Raw genomic sequence first — 17,771 nt, 5'->3', positions numbered from 1 at the left:
AGGTCCGGGGGTTCGAATCCCTCGCTCTCCGCCAAAAAACAAATAAACAAAATAGCCCACGAATTTTAGGCGTGGGCTATTTTGTTTATTGAAATATCGCTTAGCTTTTAAAGTAATCGATGATCAGATTAGCTAATTCTGTACCGATACGCTCTTGAGCTTCGTTGGTTGAAGCACCAATATGCGGTGTTAATGAAATTTTAGGGTGAGCTAAAAGCGCTGCCGCTGGTGTTGGTTCGTTATCGAACACATCTAAACCCGCAAAAGCCACTTTACCCGAATTTAAAGCTTCAATTAAAGCCGGCTCATCGATAGTTCCACCACGAGAACAGTTTACTATGCCTACACCATTTTTCATGGCTGCAAACTCGGCTGCACCTAAAATTGGTTTATCAGCAAATGGCGTGTGTAAAGAGATAAAATCGCTATTGGCAATTACTTCTTCTAAAGAAACCGTAGTTACCGGAATATCAACTTTAATACCTAAAGTTAAGTTTAAGGTAATATTGCCACTAAAAGGAAATAGGTCGTAAGCTAATACGTTCATTCCTAAACCTAAAGCAACTGCCGCAGTTTCTCTGCCAATTCTACCAAAACCAATAATACCAATGGTCTTACCTCTTAATTCGATACCCTTTGCATACGCTTTTTTAAGGTCGTTAAATTTAACAGCACCTTCTACTGGCATTTTACGGTTAGCATCTTGCAAGAAACGCACACCAGTAAACAAGTGGGCAAAAACTAATTCTGCCACCGATAAAGACGAAGCCGCTGGGGTGTTTACTACGGTAATACCTTTAGAACGTGCATACTCCACATCGATATTATCCATACCAACGCCTCCTCTACCTATTAATTTTAGGTTAGGGCAAGCATCAATCACGTCTTTTCTAACTTTGGTAGCACTTCTTACCGTTAAACCATCGTAATTTTGTAAAGCTGCTATAAATTGGTCTTGTGGCACTGTTTGGGTATCCACGGTAAAACCTGCATCTTCTAATAATTTTTTTCCTATCGGATCTATGCCATCATTGGCAAGTATTCTAGCCATTTTTTATTTTTTGTGTTTTTCTTCGAAACTTTGCATTAAATCTATTAGCGCATGTACGCTTGTAATTGGCAGCGCATTGTACATTGATGCTCTAAAACCGCCAACGCTCCTATGTCCCTTTAAACCTTCAAAGCCGTTTTCATCTGCATATTTTGCAAAAGGTTTTTCCAATTCTGGATCTTCCATTACGAAGCAGATGTTCATACGCGAACGATCTTCTACAGCACAGGTTCCTTTAAACAACGTGTTCCTATCTATTTCGGCATATAAAGCATTTGCTTTTGCAATATTTTCTTTCTCCATTTGAGCAACGCCTCCTTTAGATTTTAACCACCTTAGGTTTAACATTGCTGTATAGATAGAAAATACTGGCGGGGTGTTGTACATGGAACCACCATCTATATGCGATTTGTAGTCTAACATTGAAGGGATTGACCTGTCTGTTTTACCCAAGATTTCGTCTTTAATGATAACAACGGTTAAACCAGCAGGGCCGATATTTTTTTGTGCTCCGGCATAAATCAAATCGTATTTAGTTACATCAATTTCGCGGCTCATAATGTCTGATGACATGTCGCAAACTACCGGCACTTTTGTTACAGGTAATTCGAATAATTCTGTGCCGTAAATGGTATTGTTAGAGGTGTAGTGGAAATAAGCACTGTCTGCTGGAATTACATAATCTTTAGGGATAAACGTGTAATTTGCCTCTTTTGAAGAAGCCACCACGTTAGCTTTACCAAAGTGTTTCACTTCTTTAATGGCCTTGCTTGCCCAAACGCCCGAATCTAAGTAAGCAGCAGTTCCTCCTTCTGGTAATAAATTTTGTGGTACCATAGAAAATTGCAAACTTGCTCCGCCTTGTAATAATAGCACGGAATATCCGGAAGGTACATTTAAAAGTTCTTTTACCAATTTTAAGGTTTCAGCCACCACTGCATCAAACTCTGGTGAGCGATGGGAGATTTCTAGAATTGATAAACCGTCTTTAAAATCTAGTACTGCGGCAGAAGCCTGCTTAAAAACTTCTTGCGGTAAAATACATGGACCAGCTCCAAAATTATGTCTCATTTTTATTGATTTTTATTGCCAGCAAAATTAACATTTTGACATTAATTATTCGGCTTTTTTATCAACTAAATAACTAACATGACAAACGTTTGAGAAAAAGAAAAAACAGACAATAGTATATTATCTAATAATGATGCAAAATTAACTTACTAATATTTACTCTTCAATTTAAAAATCAGTTTAAAATTTAACTGCCTTGCCGTTAAATAATTTGGGATGGCGTAGTTTACATTACTTACATCTTTAAGCCACAAGTAAGAAACGGTATTATTGATGTTTAGCAAGTTAAAAACCTCTGCATAAGCAATAACCGAACTAAAATATCTACTCAAAAATTGAGGCTTTTTTGCTAATTGCGCATCTAAGAAATCGTTAGAAAAACCAATATCTACCCTACGGTAAGCTGGGATGCTAAAGTTATCGGTATAGGTTGCTATTTGCGGGGCACCTATTGGCAGCCTAGAACCATACAACAAATTTAGGTGTACTTTATACGTTGGACTTCTAAATAAGCGATCTTGAAAAAACATGGAGAAGTTTACGCGTTGGTCGGTGGGTCTTCTTAAATAACCGGGATATATAGTTTCATTTTGTCCTGCTGCATTTCTTTTCACATAACTATCCCCTAATATATCTTGGTTTGCACTCAGGAAAGAAATTCTAAAAAACGACATCAAATCTTTAATTAGCTCGCCACCTAGTGAAAAATCGGCACCAATGGTATGTCCTTTTGCTGTTTCGGTTGCCAAATATTTAATACGCACATTGTCGATGGTGTAAGGGATCATCCTGTCTGCGTACTTGTAATAAACTTCCGAAGTAAATTTCATTCTAGTTCCCAGTCCGGTGAAGGCAAAATCGTAACCTGCAGAAACGTTATAGGAACGTTGCGATTTTTGGTTCAGAAACAGCGACCCATCCAAAGTTCTGATGCTTCTGTAGCTTGGCGACTGTTGGTAAATACCTGCCGTAAACCGCCATAACTGATATTCTTCTGGTCGGTACAACATTAAAAATCTTGGACTAACCAAAACCTCGCCACTTAAATTATTATAGTTTATCCGCGTACCAAACTGTACATCTATTTGATTAGAAACGGCGTAACTATCTTGTAAATAAGCAGAAATAGTATTTATTTTAAGGTTGTTATTCGAAAAAATGGTATTCTCAAATGTAAACGAATTAGAGTTAGATGGTAGAATGTAACCTGCAGAATCGATGTAGTTATATTCGTTCATTTGATCTGCGTACTTGGCTTGTTCTAACCTAGCCCCATAAGTAAAGCTATGCTTACCGGCATGGTGTTCTACTTTAAGTTCGGTACTGGCAATGATAGAGTTTAAACTGTTGCGGGCATAGTTGTAATAGCTTCCTAAGCCCCTATTTTTACGCACCGGACCAAAGCCTCCATCGTAATTATTATCTATTTCCTCGAAAACATAGTTGCCATCAATATCAAACTTTTCGCGTTCTATAATTTCGAAATAACTATTTATCCACTTGATAGCAAGCGCACTACTTGGGTTATATATCCCGGTTACCGCACCACCATAAGTGTAATAATCATCAATCTCTTGACCTTCGTAATCTACCTTTAAGCGTATGGGCGTGTTTATGGTGCCAAATTGTGTTTCTCTGCTTTCTGGCACTAACCTAAAGCTACCAGAATTAAAGTTTAACAAGGTATTAATGCTGAATTTAGAGTTGAAATTATATTGATACAACGCTTGCAAGTCGTTGAAACTTGGCCTATAACTTCCTCTAGTATCTTGAGTGGCCAAAATACTACTGTTATCTTTTCTTCTAAATCCCAATAGTAGATGACTATTTTTAAACGCTGTTTTGGCTGTAGCCGATATCCCCATTAAACCGGCTGTTAAAATGTATTGGTTACTATCAGGCTTGTTATACTTTACATCTAAAACAGACGACAGTTTATCGTTATATCTTGCATTAAACCCGCCAGCCGAGAAGCGAGCACTGCTCACAAAATCTGGATTGATAAAGCTTAAGCCTTCTTGCTGTCCGTTTCTAATCAAAATAGGCCTGTTTATTTCGATATCGTTTACATAGATGAGATTCTCATCGAAATTACCCCCACGAACGCTGTAGTGCGAACTCAGCTCATTATTGGTAGAAACGCCTGGCAAGGTTTTTAAAATAGCTTCAAAATTCATCGAAACCGTAGGCAAGCTTGTTATATCAACAACATTAACACTTTGCGCATTGTTCAATTGGTTTTGCTTATTGGTTACATTAACTGTTTTGAGCGCTTTTATATCGGGTTTTAAAACTACATTTTTTTGAATTTCTGTACCTCTTTGTTCGCTAAACCTCATGGTTTCGATGTGATAGCCTACTAATTTAAAACGCAGGCTAAAGTTAGATAAACGAGACTGTATGGTATATTTTCCTTGCTCGTCGGTAATATCACTCCCTGCCAAACCAACTAAAGAAACGGTTACCTTTGGCAAAGGCTGATTTTTTTCGTCGTAAACTACGCCAGTAACTTTAACTACCGATTGTTGCGCTATAAGCGAAAACGATGAAATGATTAGCAGCAGAGAGAAAAGAGCTTTTTTCGTCATTAAAATTAACTATGTAGAACAGAAGCCTTAACTTGCTTTAAATCGGCAATCATCTGCGTTGGACTTTGCGCCGCAAACACCGCATTACCAGCCACAAAAACATTTGCACCAGCTTCAATTAACGAACTTATATTATGAATGCCCACTCCGCCATCAACTTCGATATACAAATTAGGATTAGTTTGCAAAGCCATTTGTTTAAGCTCTCTTACCTTATTTAAGGTTTGAGGAATAAAGGCTTGTCCGCCAAAACCCGGATTTACCGACATTATCAAGGCTAAATCTAAATCATGCAGTACATCTTTCAATAAGTTTACTGGCGTATGCGGATTTAAAGCCACCCCTGCTTTACAGCCTACCGATTTTATTAGCTGAATGGTACGGTGTAGATGTGTACAAGCTTCATAATGTACGGTAATAATGTCTGCTCCTGCCTTAGCAAACTCAGCAATGTACCTATCCGGATCTACAATCATTAAATGCACATCGAATGGCTTTTTAGCATATTTTTTTGCTGCTGTAATTACCGGAAAGCCAAAAGAAATATTCGGCACAAAAACGCCGTCCATAACATCTACATGAAACCAATCTGCTTGGCTTTCGTTAATCATTTCTACATCACGTTGTAAGTTGGCAAAATCTGCCGATAAAATAGATGGGGCAATTAGGTGTTTCATTTATATGGTTATCTTCTTTTATCGTCGTTGCGAGGCACGAAGCAATCTTTCTATATAGTTTTTCGTGCCTCGCAACGACGGATTCTTATTTATTTTTTATGGACAATTTTTGCAGATTTTAGTACCGTATTCAATTTCATCAATCTGTGTCATGGCATGAAACCGTTCTGTATAAGAACTAGACAAAGCCTTGCGTAGCAAGCTCTCTTCCGCTTTTTTGTAATCGGCTTTCGGCTCTTCTACTTTATTTTTATGCTTATCCAATTCCATCCCTGCAAGATACAAAAGAACTGCGAAAATAAACCAATAAAAAAACCCTTCCAGCAAAACTGAAAGGGTTTATGTATTTCAAATTCCCCTTTAGGAGATTTGGAGGCTATCCTTGCGGAGCTGAAGCTTCTGGTTTCGGTGGACGAGGCAACAACACTTTACGAGAAAGTTTCATTTTACCTTGTTTATCGATGTCTAATAATTTAACCTCGATTTTATCCCCTTCTTTCAACACACCATCCATAGTTTCCAAACGTTCCCAAGAAATTTCGGAGATGTGTAGCAAACCATCTTTACCTGGCATAACTTCTACAAATGCACCAAATGGCATAATAGATTTTACTTTACCTTGGTAAATTTCGCCAATTTCTGGTTTAGCGGCAATAGCTCTAATACGAGAAACTGCTGCATCAATAGCAGCTTTATTATCAGCAAAAATCTCTACGATACCTTTGTTATCAACCTCCTCAATAGAGATAGATGCGCCAGTTTCGCGTTGCATTTCTTGAATAATTTTACCACCTGGGCCTATTACAGCGCCAATAAATTCTTTCTCGATAGTTAGAGAAACGATACGTGGTGCATGTGGTTTGTAATCTTCGTTAGGTGCAGCGATGGTTTTCTTCATCTCGTTTAAGATGTGTAAACGACCATCTTTAGCCTGCAATAAAGCTTTTGTTAAAACCTCATAAGACAAACCATTGATTTTTAAATCCATTTGACAAGCAACAATACCTTTTTCTGTACCTGTTACTTTAAAATCCATATCTCCCAAGTGATCTTCATCACCTAAAATATCTGAAAGGATTTGATATTTTCCAGTTTTCTCATCGGTAATTAAACCCATTGCGATACCTGATACCGGCGATTTAATTTTGATACCTGCATCCATCAATGCCAATGTACCCGCACAAACCGTAGCCATTGACGAAGAACCGTTAGATTCTAAAATATCAGATACGATACGGATAGTATAAGGATTTTCAGCACCTTCTGGCAATACTTTTTTCAACGAACGTTGCGCTAAAGCACCGTGGCCAATCTCTCTACGGCCAGCGCCTCTGTTAGGGCGAACCTCACCAGTCGAGAAACCAGGGAAATTATAGTGTAATAAGAATTTGTTGTAACCATTGATGAAAGCACCATCAATCATTTGCTCGTCGTCTTTGCTACCTAAAGTAACCGAGGTTAACGATTGGGTTTCGCCACGTGTAAATACCGCCGAACCGTGTGCTGCTGGCAAATAACCTACTTCGCTCCAAATTGGGCGAATTTGTGTAGTTGCACGACCATCTAAACGAATACCTTCGTCTAACAATAAAGCACGAACAGCGTCATACTGTACATCATGGTAATAGTGTTTAGCCAATGCTTTAGTTAAATCTGGGGTATCCTCTGGGAACGCATCCAAAATCTCGTTAATGATAGCAGTAAAGCTTTCAGAACGCTCATCTTTGCTTAAACCAGATTTAGCAATAGTATAAACTTTGTCATAAGTTTCTGCATAAATTCTTTCTTTTAAAGCTTCATCGTGGTCTTCGTGGCTATATGTACGTTTAACTGTTTTACCTGTAGCTTCGGTTAATTCAACCTGTACAGCACATTGAACTTTAATTGCCTCGTGAGCAAATTTCAATGCCTCAACCATTTCTTCTTCTTGGATCTCGTCGCACTCACCCTCTACCATCACGATATCGTTAGCAGAACCAGCAACCATAAATTCTAAAGTTGCACGCTCTAAATCGCTAGCGTAAGGGTTAATTACTAAGTTTCCATCAATTTTTGCTACACGCACTTCAGATATTGGACCGTTAAAAGGAATATCAGAAACTGCCAATGCTGCCGATGCCGCTAAACCAGCTAAACAGTCGGGCATGATATTTTTATCAGCAGAAATTAATGAAATCATCACTTGTGTATCAGCGTGATAATCTGAAGGGAACAACGGACGCAAAGCTCTATCTACCAAACGAGAGATTAACACCTCGTAATCAGATAATCTTGCTTCACGACGTAAAAAACCTCCTGGAATACGACCAGTAGCAGCATATTTTTCTTGATAATCTACCGATAAAGGTAAAAAATCGGTACCTGGTTTAGCACCTACCGTTGATACTACTGTTGCTAACAACATGGTATCGCCCATTTTAACTACTACAGCACCATCAGCTTGTTTTGCTAATTTACCTGTTTCAATTTCTACAATTCTTCCATCGCCCAAATCGAACGATTTTTTTATTACATTCATCTAATTGTTGTTGTGATCTGTTTTTCCTCTTTCGAACAGATCGAGTTTATATTTATTTTTTCGAGTATCAAATTAAAAAAGCCATCTTCCTGTTGGTGATGGCTTTTTTATAACATTACACAGATTTAATGATATCTCTAAGCGATAAAGCTTTGATGATAGCACGGTAACGGGTAATATCTTTTTTGTAAAGATAAGCTAAAATGCCACGACGTTTACCTACTAATTTTTGTAGTGCTAACTGTGTAGAAAAATCTTTACGATTTTTTTTCAAGTGCTCTGTTAAGTGGGCAATACGATAAGTAAACAATGCTACTTGACCTTCTGCAGAACCTGTGTTGGTTGCAACTTCGCCGTGTTTTGCAAAAATTTCGGCTTTCTTTTCTGTACTTAAATACATTCTTGAATAATATTAAAGTTTTTAAATTAATTAATTTGTGCGCAAAGATAAAGTATTTTTCTGATTTGAAAAATGGTTGAATTGATTAATTTTCAAATTGTTGAATTGGTATATCCATTTGAAAAACAATAGCCAAAGGATTAAAAAACAAGCGATTTAAAAAAGATAGAACAATAGGACTTAAGCATCATCTCTAGTACGCAAGGTAATTTACTTACCCCAGAACTCCTATTCAATAATTATCATTCCGTTTAACTTATTGCTCTATTACTCAAAGACGTTAAAAAATAGCACACTTCATAAAACTACCAATACCACTTTTACACCTAAAAAAGCAACAAAAACACTGTAAAACAATAGCTTATAAATATATGAAATTTAGTTTTGTAAGCTAGGTGTTTTTGCTACCTTTGTGCCGGGCAAGTCTTCTACGATCAGCTCCTTTTGAACTCCCCCAGGTTGGGAACAAAGCAAGGGTAGAAGGTTGTAGCGATGCGATAGAAGTTGCTTGCCCTTTTTACTCCCCTTATACCCCATCCGATAAAATCGGAATAAACACTGAAGGGGATTATATTATTCAGGTATCCCAACATTAACCCTTAGACCAATACATAGCATTAAACAACATGAAATTTTTTATTGACACCGCCAATTTAAATCAAATTAAAGAAGCCCAAGATTTAGGCGTTTTAGACGGCGTAACCACTAATCCTAGCTTAATGGCCAAAGAAGGCATTACTGGTGACGAAAACATTATTAACCATTACAAAGCAATTTGCGAAATTGTTGATGATAATGTAAGTGCTGAGGTAATTGCTACCGATTACGAAGGCATCGTTAAAGAAGGAGAAGCATTAGCTGCACTGAACCCTAAAATTGTGGTTAAAGTACCGATGATTAAAGAAGGCTTAAAGGCTATCAAATATTTCAGCAGTAAAGGAATTAGAACTAACTGTACTTTGATCTTCTCTCCTGCCCAAGCATTATTAGCGGCAAAAGCTGGTGCAACTTATGTATCTCCATTTTTAGGCAGACTAGATGATATTTCTACTGATGGCTTAACTTTAATCGAAGATATTCGCTTAATTTTTGATAATTACGGCTATGAAACGCAAATATTAGCTGCTTCTATTCGTGGTCCGTTACACATTGTAGCTTGTGCTAAAATTGGCGCAGATGTAATTACTGCACCTCTTTCGGCTATTACAGGTTTACTAAAACACCCATTAACTGATAATGGTTTAGCAACTTTCTTGGCAGACCATGCTAAGGCTAGCGGAAAATAAACACCCAAAACATTGCAAAAGAAAAGCCCTTTATCGAAAATGATGAGGGCTTTTTGGTTTAATTTTATTTTTCACAGCACCTCTACCTTAAGTTGATGTATATTAAGTCTTTAACAGCTATCAAGAACTTACATATGGTATTTTTCAATTGCTCAAAAAATCTTTTAAGGCTAAAAAACGTTAATTCTTAGTAAATTAGTCCTGTATTTTATTTGGAGCAAAACCTTAGCTAAAAAAGCATTGAAGCTTTAGGAAATAAGATATCAAAAAATAATAAACACCATATACATGAATAACTCTAATAACACCTACAGTTTCGGAATGATTGGTTTAGGAACTATGGGTAGAAACCTATTACTGAACATGGCAGATCATGGTTTTTCGGTAACTGGCCACGATAAAAGTGAGAAGATGCTTGCCTTGCTAGAAGAAGAAGGCAAAGCCCATAATCTAAAGGGTTTTGCTAAAGTAGAGGACTTCATTAATAGCCTTCAATCGCCAAGAACCGTTATTTTATTAGTTCCTGCTGGCAAAATTGTTGATGATGTTATTGCCGAAATAACACCATTATTAAACGAAGGCGATATTATTATAGATAGCGGAAACTCCTATTATACAGACACCAACAGAAGATCTAAAGAGCTAAAAGAAAAAGGATTGCATTTTTTTGGGATGGGAATTTCTGGTGGCGAAGAAGGTGCACGTTTTGGTCCTAGCTTAATGCCTGGCGGCGAAAAGGCGGCTTATACCGTGGTAAAAGATTTGTTAGAAGCCGTTGCTGCGAAAGTAAACGGTGAACCTTGTGTGGCTTACATTGGCCCCGGTGCAGCCGGTCATTTCGTTAAAATGACACACAATGGTATCGAGTACGCCATTATGCAATTGTTGGCAGAAACTTATGACATTCTTAAAAATGGCCTAGGTTATAATAACCAGCAAATTCAACAAGTATTCGAAAAATGGAATAACGGCCGCTTGAAATCATTCTTAATGGAAATTACCAAGGATGTATTTTTATTTAAGGACGAAAAAACTGACAATCTATTAGTAGATGAAATTAAAGATCAGGCAAAATCTAAAGGTACCGGCAAATGGACCTCACAAATTGCAATGGATCTAGAAGTTCCTTTAAATACAATTGATGCTTCTGTAGCGGCAAGAAACCTCTCTAAACTTAAAGATTTGCGTGTAGCATTAGAAAACTCTTTTGGCAAAGCTACTTCCCTTGAAAATAACGAAAGCTTTGAAACCCAATTAGAACAAGCATTTTATTTTGCCATGGTTTCTGCCTATGCACAAGGCATGCACCTGTTAAGCAAAGCTTCGCAAGAATATGGCTACGAATTAAATATGGCCGAAATTGCCAAAATCTGGAGAGGTGGCTGTATCATTCGTGCAGCGTTTTTACAAGACATTTACGAGGCTTATCAAAAACAACCCAATTTACCACATTTGTATCAAGACACAGCTATTCAATTAAAACTTCAAAGCGGATTAAAAGACACCAGAAATGTAATTGCCTCGGCTATTAGTGCCGGTATTGCGGTACCGTGTTTTGCTGCTGCAATTACTTATTTCGATACGTTAAAAACTGGCAGAATGCCCTCGAATTTAATCCAAGCACAACGAGATTATTTTGGAGCACACACCTTCGAGCGCATCGATAGCGAAGGTGTATTTCACGCAGAATGGAATAAATTAAGTTAAAAAGTAGAAATTCAAAAGTTAAAAATAAACAACTACAGATACAACGATTAATAATACTTATCAAATAAATTTGTGCATCTGTGGCAAAAAATAAAGCATAATAAAAGCTTTAAAAAATGAAAAAAGCAAGTAAACTTAATCCAACCATATTTGTAATATTTGGTGGCACTGGCGATTTAAATAAACGCAAGCTAGCCCCTGCTTTATATAATTTATACACCGAAGGTTATATGCCTGCCAAATTTTCGATTATTGGTACCGGCAGAACCGCATTTACCGACGGAGATTACCAAAAAGAGCTGCTGCACAGTGTTAACGAATTTTCTAGAAACGGAAAAGTAGTAAACGATAAATGGGATGTTTTCAGCAAAAATATTCATTACAGCGCTATCGATATCAAATCTCAACAAACTTTCGAAAATCTTAAAGTTGAAATAGAGAAATATCAGGCTGATTTTGGAGAAAAAACACAAGTAATTTTTTATTTGGCAGTGGCTCCTAACCTATTTTCGTTAATTGCACAATGCCTGCATCAATACAATTTAACAGGAAACGAAGACAATTGTCGTATTGTAATTGAAAAACCTTTTGGTAATGATTTAGATAGTGCTAAAGAATTAAACCTATTGCTAAGCGGTATATTTACCGAAAAACAAATTTATAGAATTGACCACTATTTAGGCAAAGAAACGGTTCAAAACATGATGGCTTTTCGCTTTGCCAATTCATTATTTGAGCCTTTGTGGAATAGAAATTACATTGAACACATTCAAATTTCGGTAACAGAACAATTAGGCGTTGGCGATAGAGGTGGTTATTACGAAGGCGCAGGTGCTTTACGTGACATGATTCAAAACCATTTGTTACAGTTACTATCAATTGTAGCTATGGAAGCTCCTATTTCTTTCAATGCTGATGAGATTAGGGATAGAAAAGTGGAAGTATTAAGAGCAGTTCGTCCGTTTAAACCAGAAGAAATTAGTTCACATGCCGTTCGTGGTCAGTATAGCAAGGGTTGGGTTGAAGGAAAAGAAGTACCTGGGTATCGTACCGAAAAAGGAGTAGATAGCCACTCTAACACCGAAACTTTTGCTGCAGTAAAATTCTTTATTGACAATTGGCGTTGGCAGGGCATTCCTTTTTACCTGCGCACAGGCAAAAGAATGAACCAAACTTCCTCTATCATTACTATTCAGTTTAAGGATGTTCCTCATCATATTTTCTCTAATAACGTAGCCGAAACATGGCAACAAAACCGGCTTATCATTAGTATTCAACCAGAAATGAGCATTAGGTTACAAGTACAGTCTAAACGCCCAGGCTTAGATATGGTACTAAACCCTGTAGATATGGTGTTTAATTACAAAGGTACTTACGAAAACGATTCGCCCGAAGCTTACGAAACCTTGTTACTAGATGCGATGACTGGAGATCAAACCTTGTTTATGCGTGGCGATCAGGTTGAAGCAGCTTGGGAGCTGGTAATGCCTATTATACATTCTTGGGAAAATAAAAAATCATTGAGCTTTCCTAATTATGCTGCCGATAGCTGGGGTCCAGAAGAGGCAGAAGCCTTAATTGCTAAAGATGGTTTTCATTGGTTTACTTTGCCAATTAAAAATTAACTAATAAAAACATTTAACTACACAAAATACTTGGCAGAGAGCTTTTTCTCTGCCATTTCTATTAAAAAATCAGTTAACCTTAACAAACTTTCTTTCTACGGTGCCCATTGTGATTAAAAATTGCGCCAACATGTAGGTTGCCATCACTAGTAAATCTCCTATTTCTAATCGTTCTACAAATTTATTATAAGCTAAAACCGAATCTGAAACAATAAAGAAAATAGCGCCTGTTAAAATCCATGCAAAACTTTTAAAATTGGTTTTGCCATACCTTAATGCTGCCATTATACCCATTAGGGTAATTACAAATGAATACACTAGCACAGGTATATTCATATTGCCCAAATGAGGGTGCAACAAGTAATAATACGACAAACAAAAGAAGCCGAACACCATAAAAATTGGCAAAATATATCTTTGTTGTACTTCCATTTTATTGGTACTATCTAAATAAAAAGCCGCAATATAAAACAGGTGTGCAATGAGAAAAGAGCCCAAACCTAACATAAAATAAAGCTGGTTGCTGTTTACAAAAAGTAAAAATACATCGCCCAATAGCGAAAAAAACAAACCCGTTATTATTTTACCTGTAAACCTGCTTTTACGCTTTATTGTAAAATAAAGGAATAACATTAACGACAAGGTGATTAATGGCTTTGTAACCAGCCTAATTTCCTTTAAATTATTAGTTACCGCCAAAAGCTCGGCGAAAAAAATAATTGCAAAGGCAAAAGTAAATTGAGGGTATTTTTTAAGCATTTTTATATTCAGATTTAATGAAAAGGAAATAAACAAACATCAAAAAATGAAAGGCAAACAATGCCATCAACCAGTTTATATTAAAATCTAGTTGATACATAAAACAGAGTGTAAAAGCCCCTAAAAAATAGCGCAACCACTCTACCACTACAAACCAATGCTTTTTCTCTAATAATGCACCACAAGTGATCATGCTTAAAATAGAAAGGGCAGCAATTAAAATGTTAGGCCACAAAGTCAGTTTATCAAAATAAAATAACTGATATGAACCTAAAGCCAAGGCTGCCAAAAACAACAAAACTGCATAAATCATTACTTTAAAAGCAGTTTCGGTATGAAACTTTCTATAATTAACTACATCTATTTCTGGTGCCGATTGAAAACCTCCCAATTTTTCGGGAAACCAGCCAGGGGGCTTTAAAAACACTTTTATTTTGTCGGTAATACTATCCGATTTTTTTGCCGTTTCAATTAAATCTTGCCAATAGTGTAAGTTTGCCCAAATGGGATTCCAACTTGCTAAAGGTTTTGTAATGCCATAATATACCTCTTCTTCTTCCTTTTGAAAGGTACCAAACAACCTATCCCAAATAATTAATGTACCTGCGTGGTTTTTATCAATATATTTTGGATTAGAACCGTGATGCACCCGATGATGCGAAGGTGTGTTTAAAATATACTCTAAAAACCCCATACTTTTAATGGTACGGGTATGTATCCAAAATTGATAAAGCGTGTTAAACGAACTTAGCGTAAGAAAAATTAAAGGATCGAAGCCAACTAATGCCAAAGGAAGATAGAAAACCCACGAAAACCATCCCTGAAACCACGACTGACGTAAAGCTACCGTTAAATTATATTCTTCGGACTGATGGTGTACAATATGTGCTGCCCATAACGCATTAACTTGGTGGCTCATTCTATGAAACCAATAATAAAAGAAATCTACCCCAATAAAAAGGATAATCCATGTCCAAATGGTATTGGCAATTTCAAATAAGCGCCAATGTTCATAAATGTACAAGTAGCCCATAAAAAGCACTGATTTCATAAACAAGCCAACCAATTGAGAACCAATTCCTTGACTAAGATTGGAAATAGAGTCGTTTAATCGATAATATTTTAGTTTCTTATAAAAAGTATAGGCTAGTTCAATACCTATAAGGATAAAGAAAATGGGCACCGAGAGGGCAATATAATTGGTCTTCATTGCCCTAATTTACTTATTTATTTGATAAACAAGTAAGTAAATTAAACGAAATAAAATAAAATCACTAGGTTAGGTAACTCTCAAAATATTTAATGATTTTACCCATTTATCTTTTTCGCAGCACGTACAGATAGCTTTAACACTTGGTTCCAAAAGTTTTGTTAACCCACAGAAACTACAAGAATAGTAATCTTTATACTTAATTTCCTGATGTTTATCGGCAAATAAAGCCGGTAATATGGGCAACCCATATTTTACCTCATTTTCTTTGTAGTAAAAAACACTGATACTTCCTGTGGTTTCTAAAATTGCCAATTTAACTTGCCCTAGATGCGAAACATTTTTTTGCCGTAGCTCTGCAAAAAACTCATCTTGCGCCAATGTTTCTTTTTTGAAGTTTTCGATAGTAAATCTACCATTTTCAATTAAGCAAGTGCATTTACCTTCTAAAAGTATTTCAAATTTCTTGCTTTTGTTTACAAAGTACGAGGTGGTTTTATAGGCAATAATTACTACTATGAAAACTGCTATTGCCGATAACATACCTACTTCTCGATAAAACATAGGATCACCAGCGGCCGAACCTAAACTAATAATGACCACCAATTCGAAAATGGAAAGTTGTTTAACTCCTCTTTTACCCAACACACGCAAACTAACAAGTACTACAAGGTACATCAGTAAAGTACGAAACATAATTTCGGGAATGAAACTCCAGTCTTCATTGCCCATTAAAATTTGCTCTACTTCTTTTAAGTTACTTGCCATCTTTCTAGGTTTAGGTATAAAACGTAAGAAAAGATGTTTTGTTTAAAATTAAGGATTAACCTCTAGCGGCCATCTTAATCATTCTGTGGGCTAAATCTTTCCCTAAATACCTATCAATAATTCCGTGAACTATATACAATATAGGAGTCATTGCCAAGGCAATTATAAATTTATAGGTGTAACCCACCAAACCAATTGCCGCCACCATTTGCCAGCTCCAATGGTATTGTGGATTAAGATAGAAAGCGATGAAAATAACCACAAAACTATCTATTAACTGAGAAAATACGGTGGAACCAGTGGCCCTTAACCAAAGAGCCCTTTCGCCTGTAAATTTCTTTATTTTATGAAAAATCAATACATCTACCATTTGCCCCAATAAAAAGGCGGTGATAGAGCCAACAATAATCCACATTCCTTGCCCAAAAATAGCATCAAAAGCTAGTGGCATACTTAATTGTTGCCCATTTACTTCTTGTGTTAACCAAAAGTCTGCAGGCTCTAGTTTTATGGCCATCCATACTACAAAAAAGGCAAAACCAATTAAAATAGCTGTTAATATAGAAAAAAAACGTACTTGCTTAACACCAAAGTATTCGTTAATAATATCTGTCATGATGAAAACAATTGGCCAAGTAAGTACACCAGCAGACATATTAAAAGAGAGGTTAGGCACATCAAATAGGTTGATGTCAAACTTTTTTATGCCTAAAACACCTTCAACAGAAAAAATTTTCACGCCAATAAACTCCGACATAAGAGTGTTTGCAACGAAAAATGCTCCCAAGATCAATAATAGTCTGCTTTCTTTGGTTTTATATGTCATAGCAACTAAAATAAAAAAATAATTTAGTCACAGAGGCACAAAAATTACAATAAACAAAAAAAATAGTTTCGAGCTGTACGTCTGTGACTTAAAAACTACAACAATTTTAGCTATTTTCGTAAACAGATGACAACTATTAACTCTAAACTACCTGCTGTTGGCACCACCATTTTTTCGGTAATGTCTAAACTTGCCACAGATCATCAAGCCATTAATTTATCGCAAGGCTTTCCAAATTATGGTACAGACGAGAAACTAATATCGGCCATATACCAAGCCATGACAGATGGGTTTAACCAGTATGCTCCTATGCCCGGCCTGTTATCTTTAAGAGAGTTAATTGCTGAAAAAATCGAGCATTTTTATAATGCGAAGTATAACCCAGAAACAGAAATCACCATTACAGCTGGCGGCACACAAGCCATATTTACAGCAATTAGCACTTTTATTACCGATGGTGATGAGGTGATTATTTTTGAACCTGCTTACGATTGCTATGCACCTACCATAAAGTTATTAGGTGGCGTGGCAAAACCTTTTGAGCTACAAGCACCCGATTACAAAATAAATTGGGAAATGGTAAAAAAGCTTTTTACAGCGAACACCAAAATGATCATCATCAATTCGCCACATAACCCAACCGGCAGTATTTTACAAAAAGAAGATATTGATGCTTTGATCCAGTTAACAAAAAATACCGACATCCTAATTTTAAGCGACGAAGTGTATGAGCATATCATTTTTGACGGACAACAACATCAAAGTGTAGCTTTATATCCCGAGTTGGCAGAAAGAAGCTTTATTGTAGCTTCTTTTGGTAAGCTTTTACATACCACCGGCTGGAAGATAGGTTACTGCCTCGCTCCTGCTAAATTAACGTCCGAATTTAGAAAGGTGCACCAATTTAATGTTTTCAGCGTTAGTACTCCTATGCAAGTAGGCATCGCTAATTATTTAAAAACAACCAATATCTATCCAGAAATACCCGTTTTTTTTCAGCAGAAAAGAGATTATTTTCAGCACTTACTTCGTGAAACTAATTTTGAACTACTGCCCTGCAAAGGCTCTTATTTTCAATGTGTAAGCTATAAAAATATTAGCAACGAAAAAGACAATGATTTTGCCCATAAATTAGTAACAGAATTTGGTGTTGCATCTATTCCTGTATCAGCATTTTATACCAGAAACTTAGATTATAAAGTATTGCGCTTTTGTTTTGCCAAAGAAAATAACACCTTAGAAAAAGCGGTAGAGAAATTAAAAAAATTGTAGATAGAAATAATAA

At 36.5% G+C, this 17,771-nt stretch carries 15 protein-coding genes, 1 tRNA gene and 1 other RNA gene (1 of these 17 running past the window's edge); 6 read left to right on the top strand and 11 right to left on the bottom strand.

What is annotated here, in order from left to right:
• Positions 1 to 34, top strand: a tRNA-Ser gene (locus B3I52_RS02455) (it extends 160 nt beyond the left edge of the window).
• A 66-nt stretch (positions 35 to 100) separates the two neighbouring features.
• On the opposite strand, the gene B3I52_RS02450 is transcribed toward B3I52_RS02455, so the two are convergent.
• The 7 genes from B3I52_RS02450 to rpsO all read right to left on the bottom strand — a co-directional run bounded on the left by B3I52_RS02450 (position 101) and on the right by rpsO (position 8,305).
• Positions 101 to 1,051, bottom strand: a complete 951-nt coding sequence (locus tag B3I52_RS02450; protein ID WP_293298249.1) for a D-2-hydroxyacid dehydrogenase — start codon at positions 1,049 to 1,051, stop codon at positions 101 to 103.
• 3 nt (positions 1,052 to 1,054) lie between these two features.
• Positions 1,055 to 2,122 (bottom strand): 3-phosphoserine/phosphohydroxythreonine transaminase, encoded by a 1,068-nt coding sequence (gene serC, locus B3I52_RS02445; RefSeq protein WP_293298246.1) that lies wholly within the window; start codon positions 2,120 to 2,122, stop codon positions 1,055 to 1,057.
• 149 nt (positions 2,123 to 2,271) lie between these two features.
• On the bottom strand, positions 2,272 to 4,710 hold the full coding sequence (locus B3I52_RS02440; protein WP_293298244.1) for a TonB-dependent receptor: 2,439 nt from the start codon (positions 4,708 to 4,710) through the stop codon (positions 2,272 to 2,274).
• Positions 4,711 to 4,715: 5 nt separating this feature from the next.
• Complete coding sequence (gene rpe / locus B3I52_RS02435) at positions 4,716 to 5,387, bottom strand: ribulose-phosphate 3-epimerase (RefSeq protein ID WP_293298241.1); 672 nt, start codon at positions 5,385 to 5,387, stop codon at positions 4,716 to 4,718.
• 96 nt (positions 5,388 to 5,483) lie between these two features.
• Complete coding sequence (locus B3I52_RS02430; RefSeq protein ID WP_293298238.1) at positions 5,484 to 5,714, bottom strand: hypothetical protein; 231 nt, start codon at positions 5,712 to 5,714, stop codon at positions 5,484 to 5,486.
• Positions 5,715 to 5,763: 49 nt separating this feature from the next.
• Positions 5,764 to 7,905, bottom strand: a complete 2,142-nt coding sequence (gene pnp, locus B3I52_RS02425; RefSeq protein WP_293298236.1) for a polyribonucleotide nucleotidyltransferase — start codon at positions 7,903 to 7,905, stop codon at positions 5,764 to 5,766.
• 115 nt (positions 7,906 to 8,020) lie between these two features.
• Entirely contained in the window at positions 8,021 to 8,305 is a 285-nt protein-coding gene (gene rpsO, locus B3I52_RS02420) for a 30S ribosomal protein S15 (RefSeq protein WP_293298234.1), read from the bottom strand.
• 417 nt (positions 8,306 to 8,722) lie between these two features.
• Here rpsO and ffs point away from each other — a divergent pair.
• The 4 genes from ffs to zwf all read left to right on the top strand — a co-directional run bounded on the left by ffs (position 8,723) and on the right by zwf (position 12,923).
• An RNA gene (gene ffs / locus B3I52_RS02415) (signal recognition particle sRNA small type) lies at positions 8,723 to 8,822 on the top strand.
• Positions 8,823 to 8,931: 109 nt separating this feature from the next.
• Positions 8,932 to 9,591: a fructose-6-phosphate aldolase gene (gene fsa / locus B3I52_RS02410; protein ID WP_293298231.1), complete on the top strand. Its 660-nt coding sequence runs from the start codon at positions 8,932 to 8,934 to the stop codon at positions 9,589 to 9,591.
• 288 nt (positions 9,592 to 9,879) lie between these two features.
• The gene (gndA, locus tag B3I52_RS02405) at positions 9,880 to 11,298 is read left to right on the top strand and encodes an NADP-dependent phosphogluconate dehydrogenase (protein ID WP_293298228.1); all 1,419 of its coding nucleotides are present in this window, start codon (positions 9,880 to 9,882) and stop codon (positions 11,296 to 11,298) included.
• A 116-nt stretch (positions 11,299 to 11,414) separates the two neighbouring features.
• Complete coding sequence (zwf, locus tag B3I52_RS02400; protein ID WP_293298226.1) at positions 11,415 to 12,923, top strand: glucose-6-phosphate dehydrogenase; 1,509 nt, start codon at positions 11,415 to 11,417, stop codon at positions 12,921 to 12,923.
• Between the two features lie 69 nt (positions 12,924 to 12,992).
• Here zwf and B3I52_RS02395 read toward each other — a convergent pair whose 3' ends face one another.
• The 4 genes from B3I52_RS02395 to B3I52_RS02380 all read right to left on the bottom strand — a co-directional run bounded on the left by B3I52_RS02395 (position 12,993) and on the right by B3I52_RS02380 (position 16,417).
• Positions 12,993 to 13,682: a lysoplasmalogenase gene (locus B3I52_RS02395; RefSeq protein ID WP_293298224.1), complete on the bottom strand. Its 690-nt coding sequence runs from the start codon at positions 13,680 to 13,682 to the stop codon at positions 12,993 to 12,995.
• Positions 13,675 to 14,892 (bottom strand): sterol desaturase family protein, encoded by a 1,218-nt coding sequence (locus B3I52_RS02390; protein WP_293298222.1) that lies wholly within the window; start codon positions 14,890 to 14,892, stop codon positions 13,675 to 13,677. Before B3I52_RS02390 ends, B3I52_RS02395 begins: the two co-directional genes overlap by 8 nt.
• Positions 14,893 to 14,961: 69 nt before the next feature.
• A complete protein-coding gene (locus B3I52_RS02385) occupies positions 14,962 to 15,660 on the bottom strand; it encodes a DUF421 domain-containing protein (RefSeq protein ID WP_293298221.1) in 699 nt (232 codons plus the stop codon).
• A 55-nt stretch (positions 15,661 to 15,715) separates the two neighbouring features.
• Entirely contained in the window at positions 15,716 to 16,417 is a 702-nt protein-coding gene (locus B3I52_RS02380; protein WP_293298219.1) for a queuosine precursor transporter, read from the bottom strand.
• Positions 16,418 to 16,612: 195 nt separating this feature from the next.
• On the opposite strand from B3I52_RS02380, the gene B3I52_RS02375 reads away from it, so the two are divergent.
• The gene (locus tag B3I52_RS02375; protein WP_293298217.1) at positions 16,613 to 17,758 is read left to right on the top strand and encodes a methionine aminotransferase; all 1,146 of its coding nucleotides are present in this window, start codon (positions 16,613 to 16,615) and stop codon (positions 17,756 to 17,758) included.
• Positions 17,759 to 17,771 lie beyond the last annotated feature (13 nt).

Source organism: Pedobacter sp. UBA4863, assembly GCF_002399615.1.
Lineage (GTDB): Bacteria > Bacteroidota > Bacteroidia > Sphingobacteriales > Sphingobacteriaceae > Pedobacter.
This window is presented reverse-complemented; position numbering and strand designations above follow the sequence as displayed.

Coding starts and splice junctions, on each gene's coding strand:
- B3I52_RS02450 (WP_293298249.1), bottom strand. CDS start 1,051: ATGGCTAGAATACTTGCCAATGATGGCATAGATCCGATAGGAAAAAAA.
- serC (WP_293298246.1), bottom strand. CDS start 2,122: ATGAGACATAATTTTGGAGCTGGTCCATGTATTTTACCGCAAGAAGTT.
- B3I52_RS02440 (WP_293298244.1), bottom strand. CDS start 4,710: ATGACGAAAAAAGCTCTTTTCTCTCTGCTGCTAATCATTTCATCGTTT.
- rpe (WP_293298241.1), bottom strand. CDS start 5,387: ATGAAACACCTAATTGCCCCATCTATTTTATCGGCAGATTTTGCCAAC.
- pnp (WP_293298236.1), bottom strand. CDS start 7,905: ATGAATGTAATAAAAAAATCGTTCGATTTGGGCGATGGAAGAATTGTA.
- rpsO (WP_293298234.1), bottom strand. CDS start 8,305: ATGTATTTAAGTACAGAAAAGAAAGCCGAAATTTTTGCAAAACACGGC.
- fsa (WP_293298231.1), top strand. CDS start 8,932: ATGAAATTTTTTATTGACACCGCCAATTTAAATCAAATTAAAGAAGCC.
- gndA (WP_293298228.1), top strand. CDS start 9,880: ATGAATAACTCTAATAACACCTACAGTTTCGGAATGATTGGTTTAGGA.
- zwf (WP_293298226.1), top strand. CDS start 11,415: ATGAAAAAAGCAAGTAAACTTAATCCAACCATATTTGTAATATTTGGT.
- B3I52_RS02395 (WP_293298224.1), bottom strand. CDS start 13,682: ATGCTTAAAAAATACCCTCAATTTACTTTTGCCTTTGCAATTATTTTT.
- B3I52_RS02390 (WP_293298222.1), bottom strand. CDS start 14,892: ATGAAGACCAATTATATTGCCCTCTCGGTGCCCATTTTCTTTATCCTT.
- B3I52_RS02385 (WP_293298221.1), bottom strand. CDS start 15,660: ATGGCAAGTAACTTAAAAGAAGTAGAGCAAATTTTAATGGGCAATGAA.
- B3I52_RS02380 (WP_293298219.1), bottom strand. CDS start 16,417: ATGTCGGAGTTTATTGGCGTGAAAATTTTTTCTGTTGAAGGTGTTTTA.
- B3I52_RS02375 (WP_293298217.1), top strand. CDS start 16,613: ATGACAACTATTAACTCTAAACTACCTGCTGTTGGCACCACCATTTTT.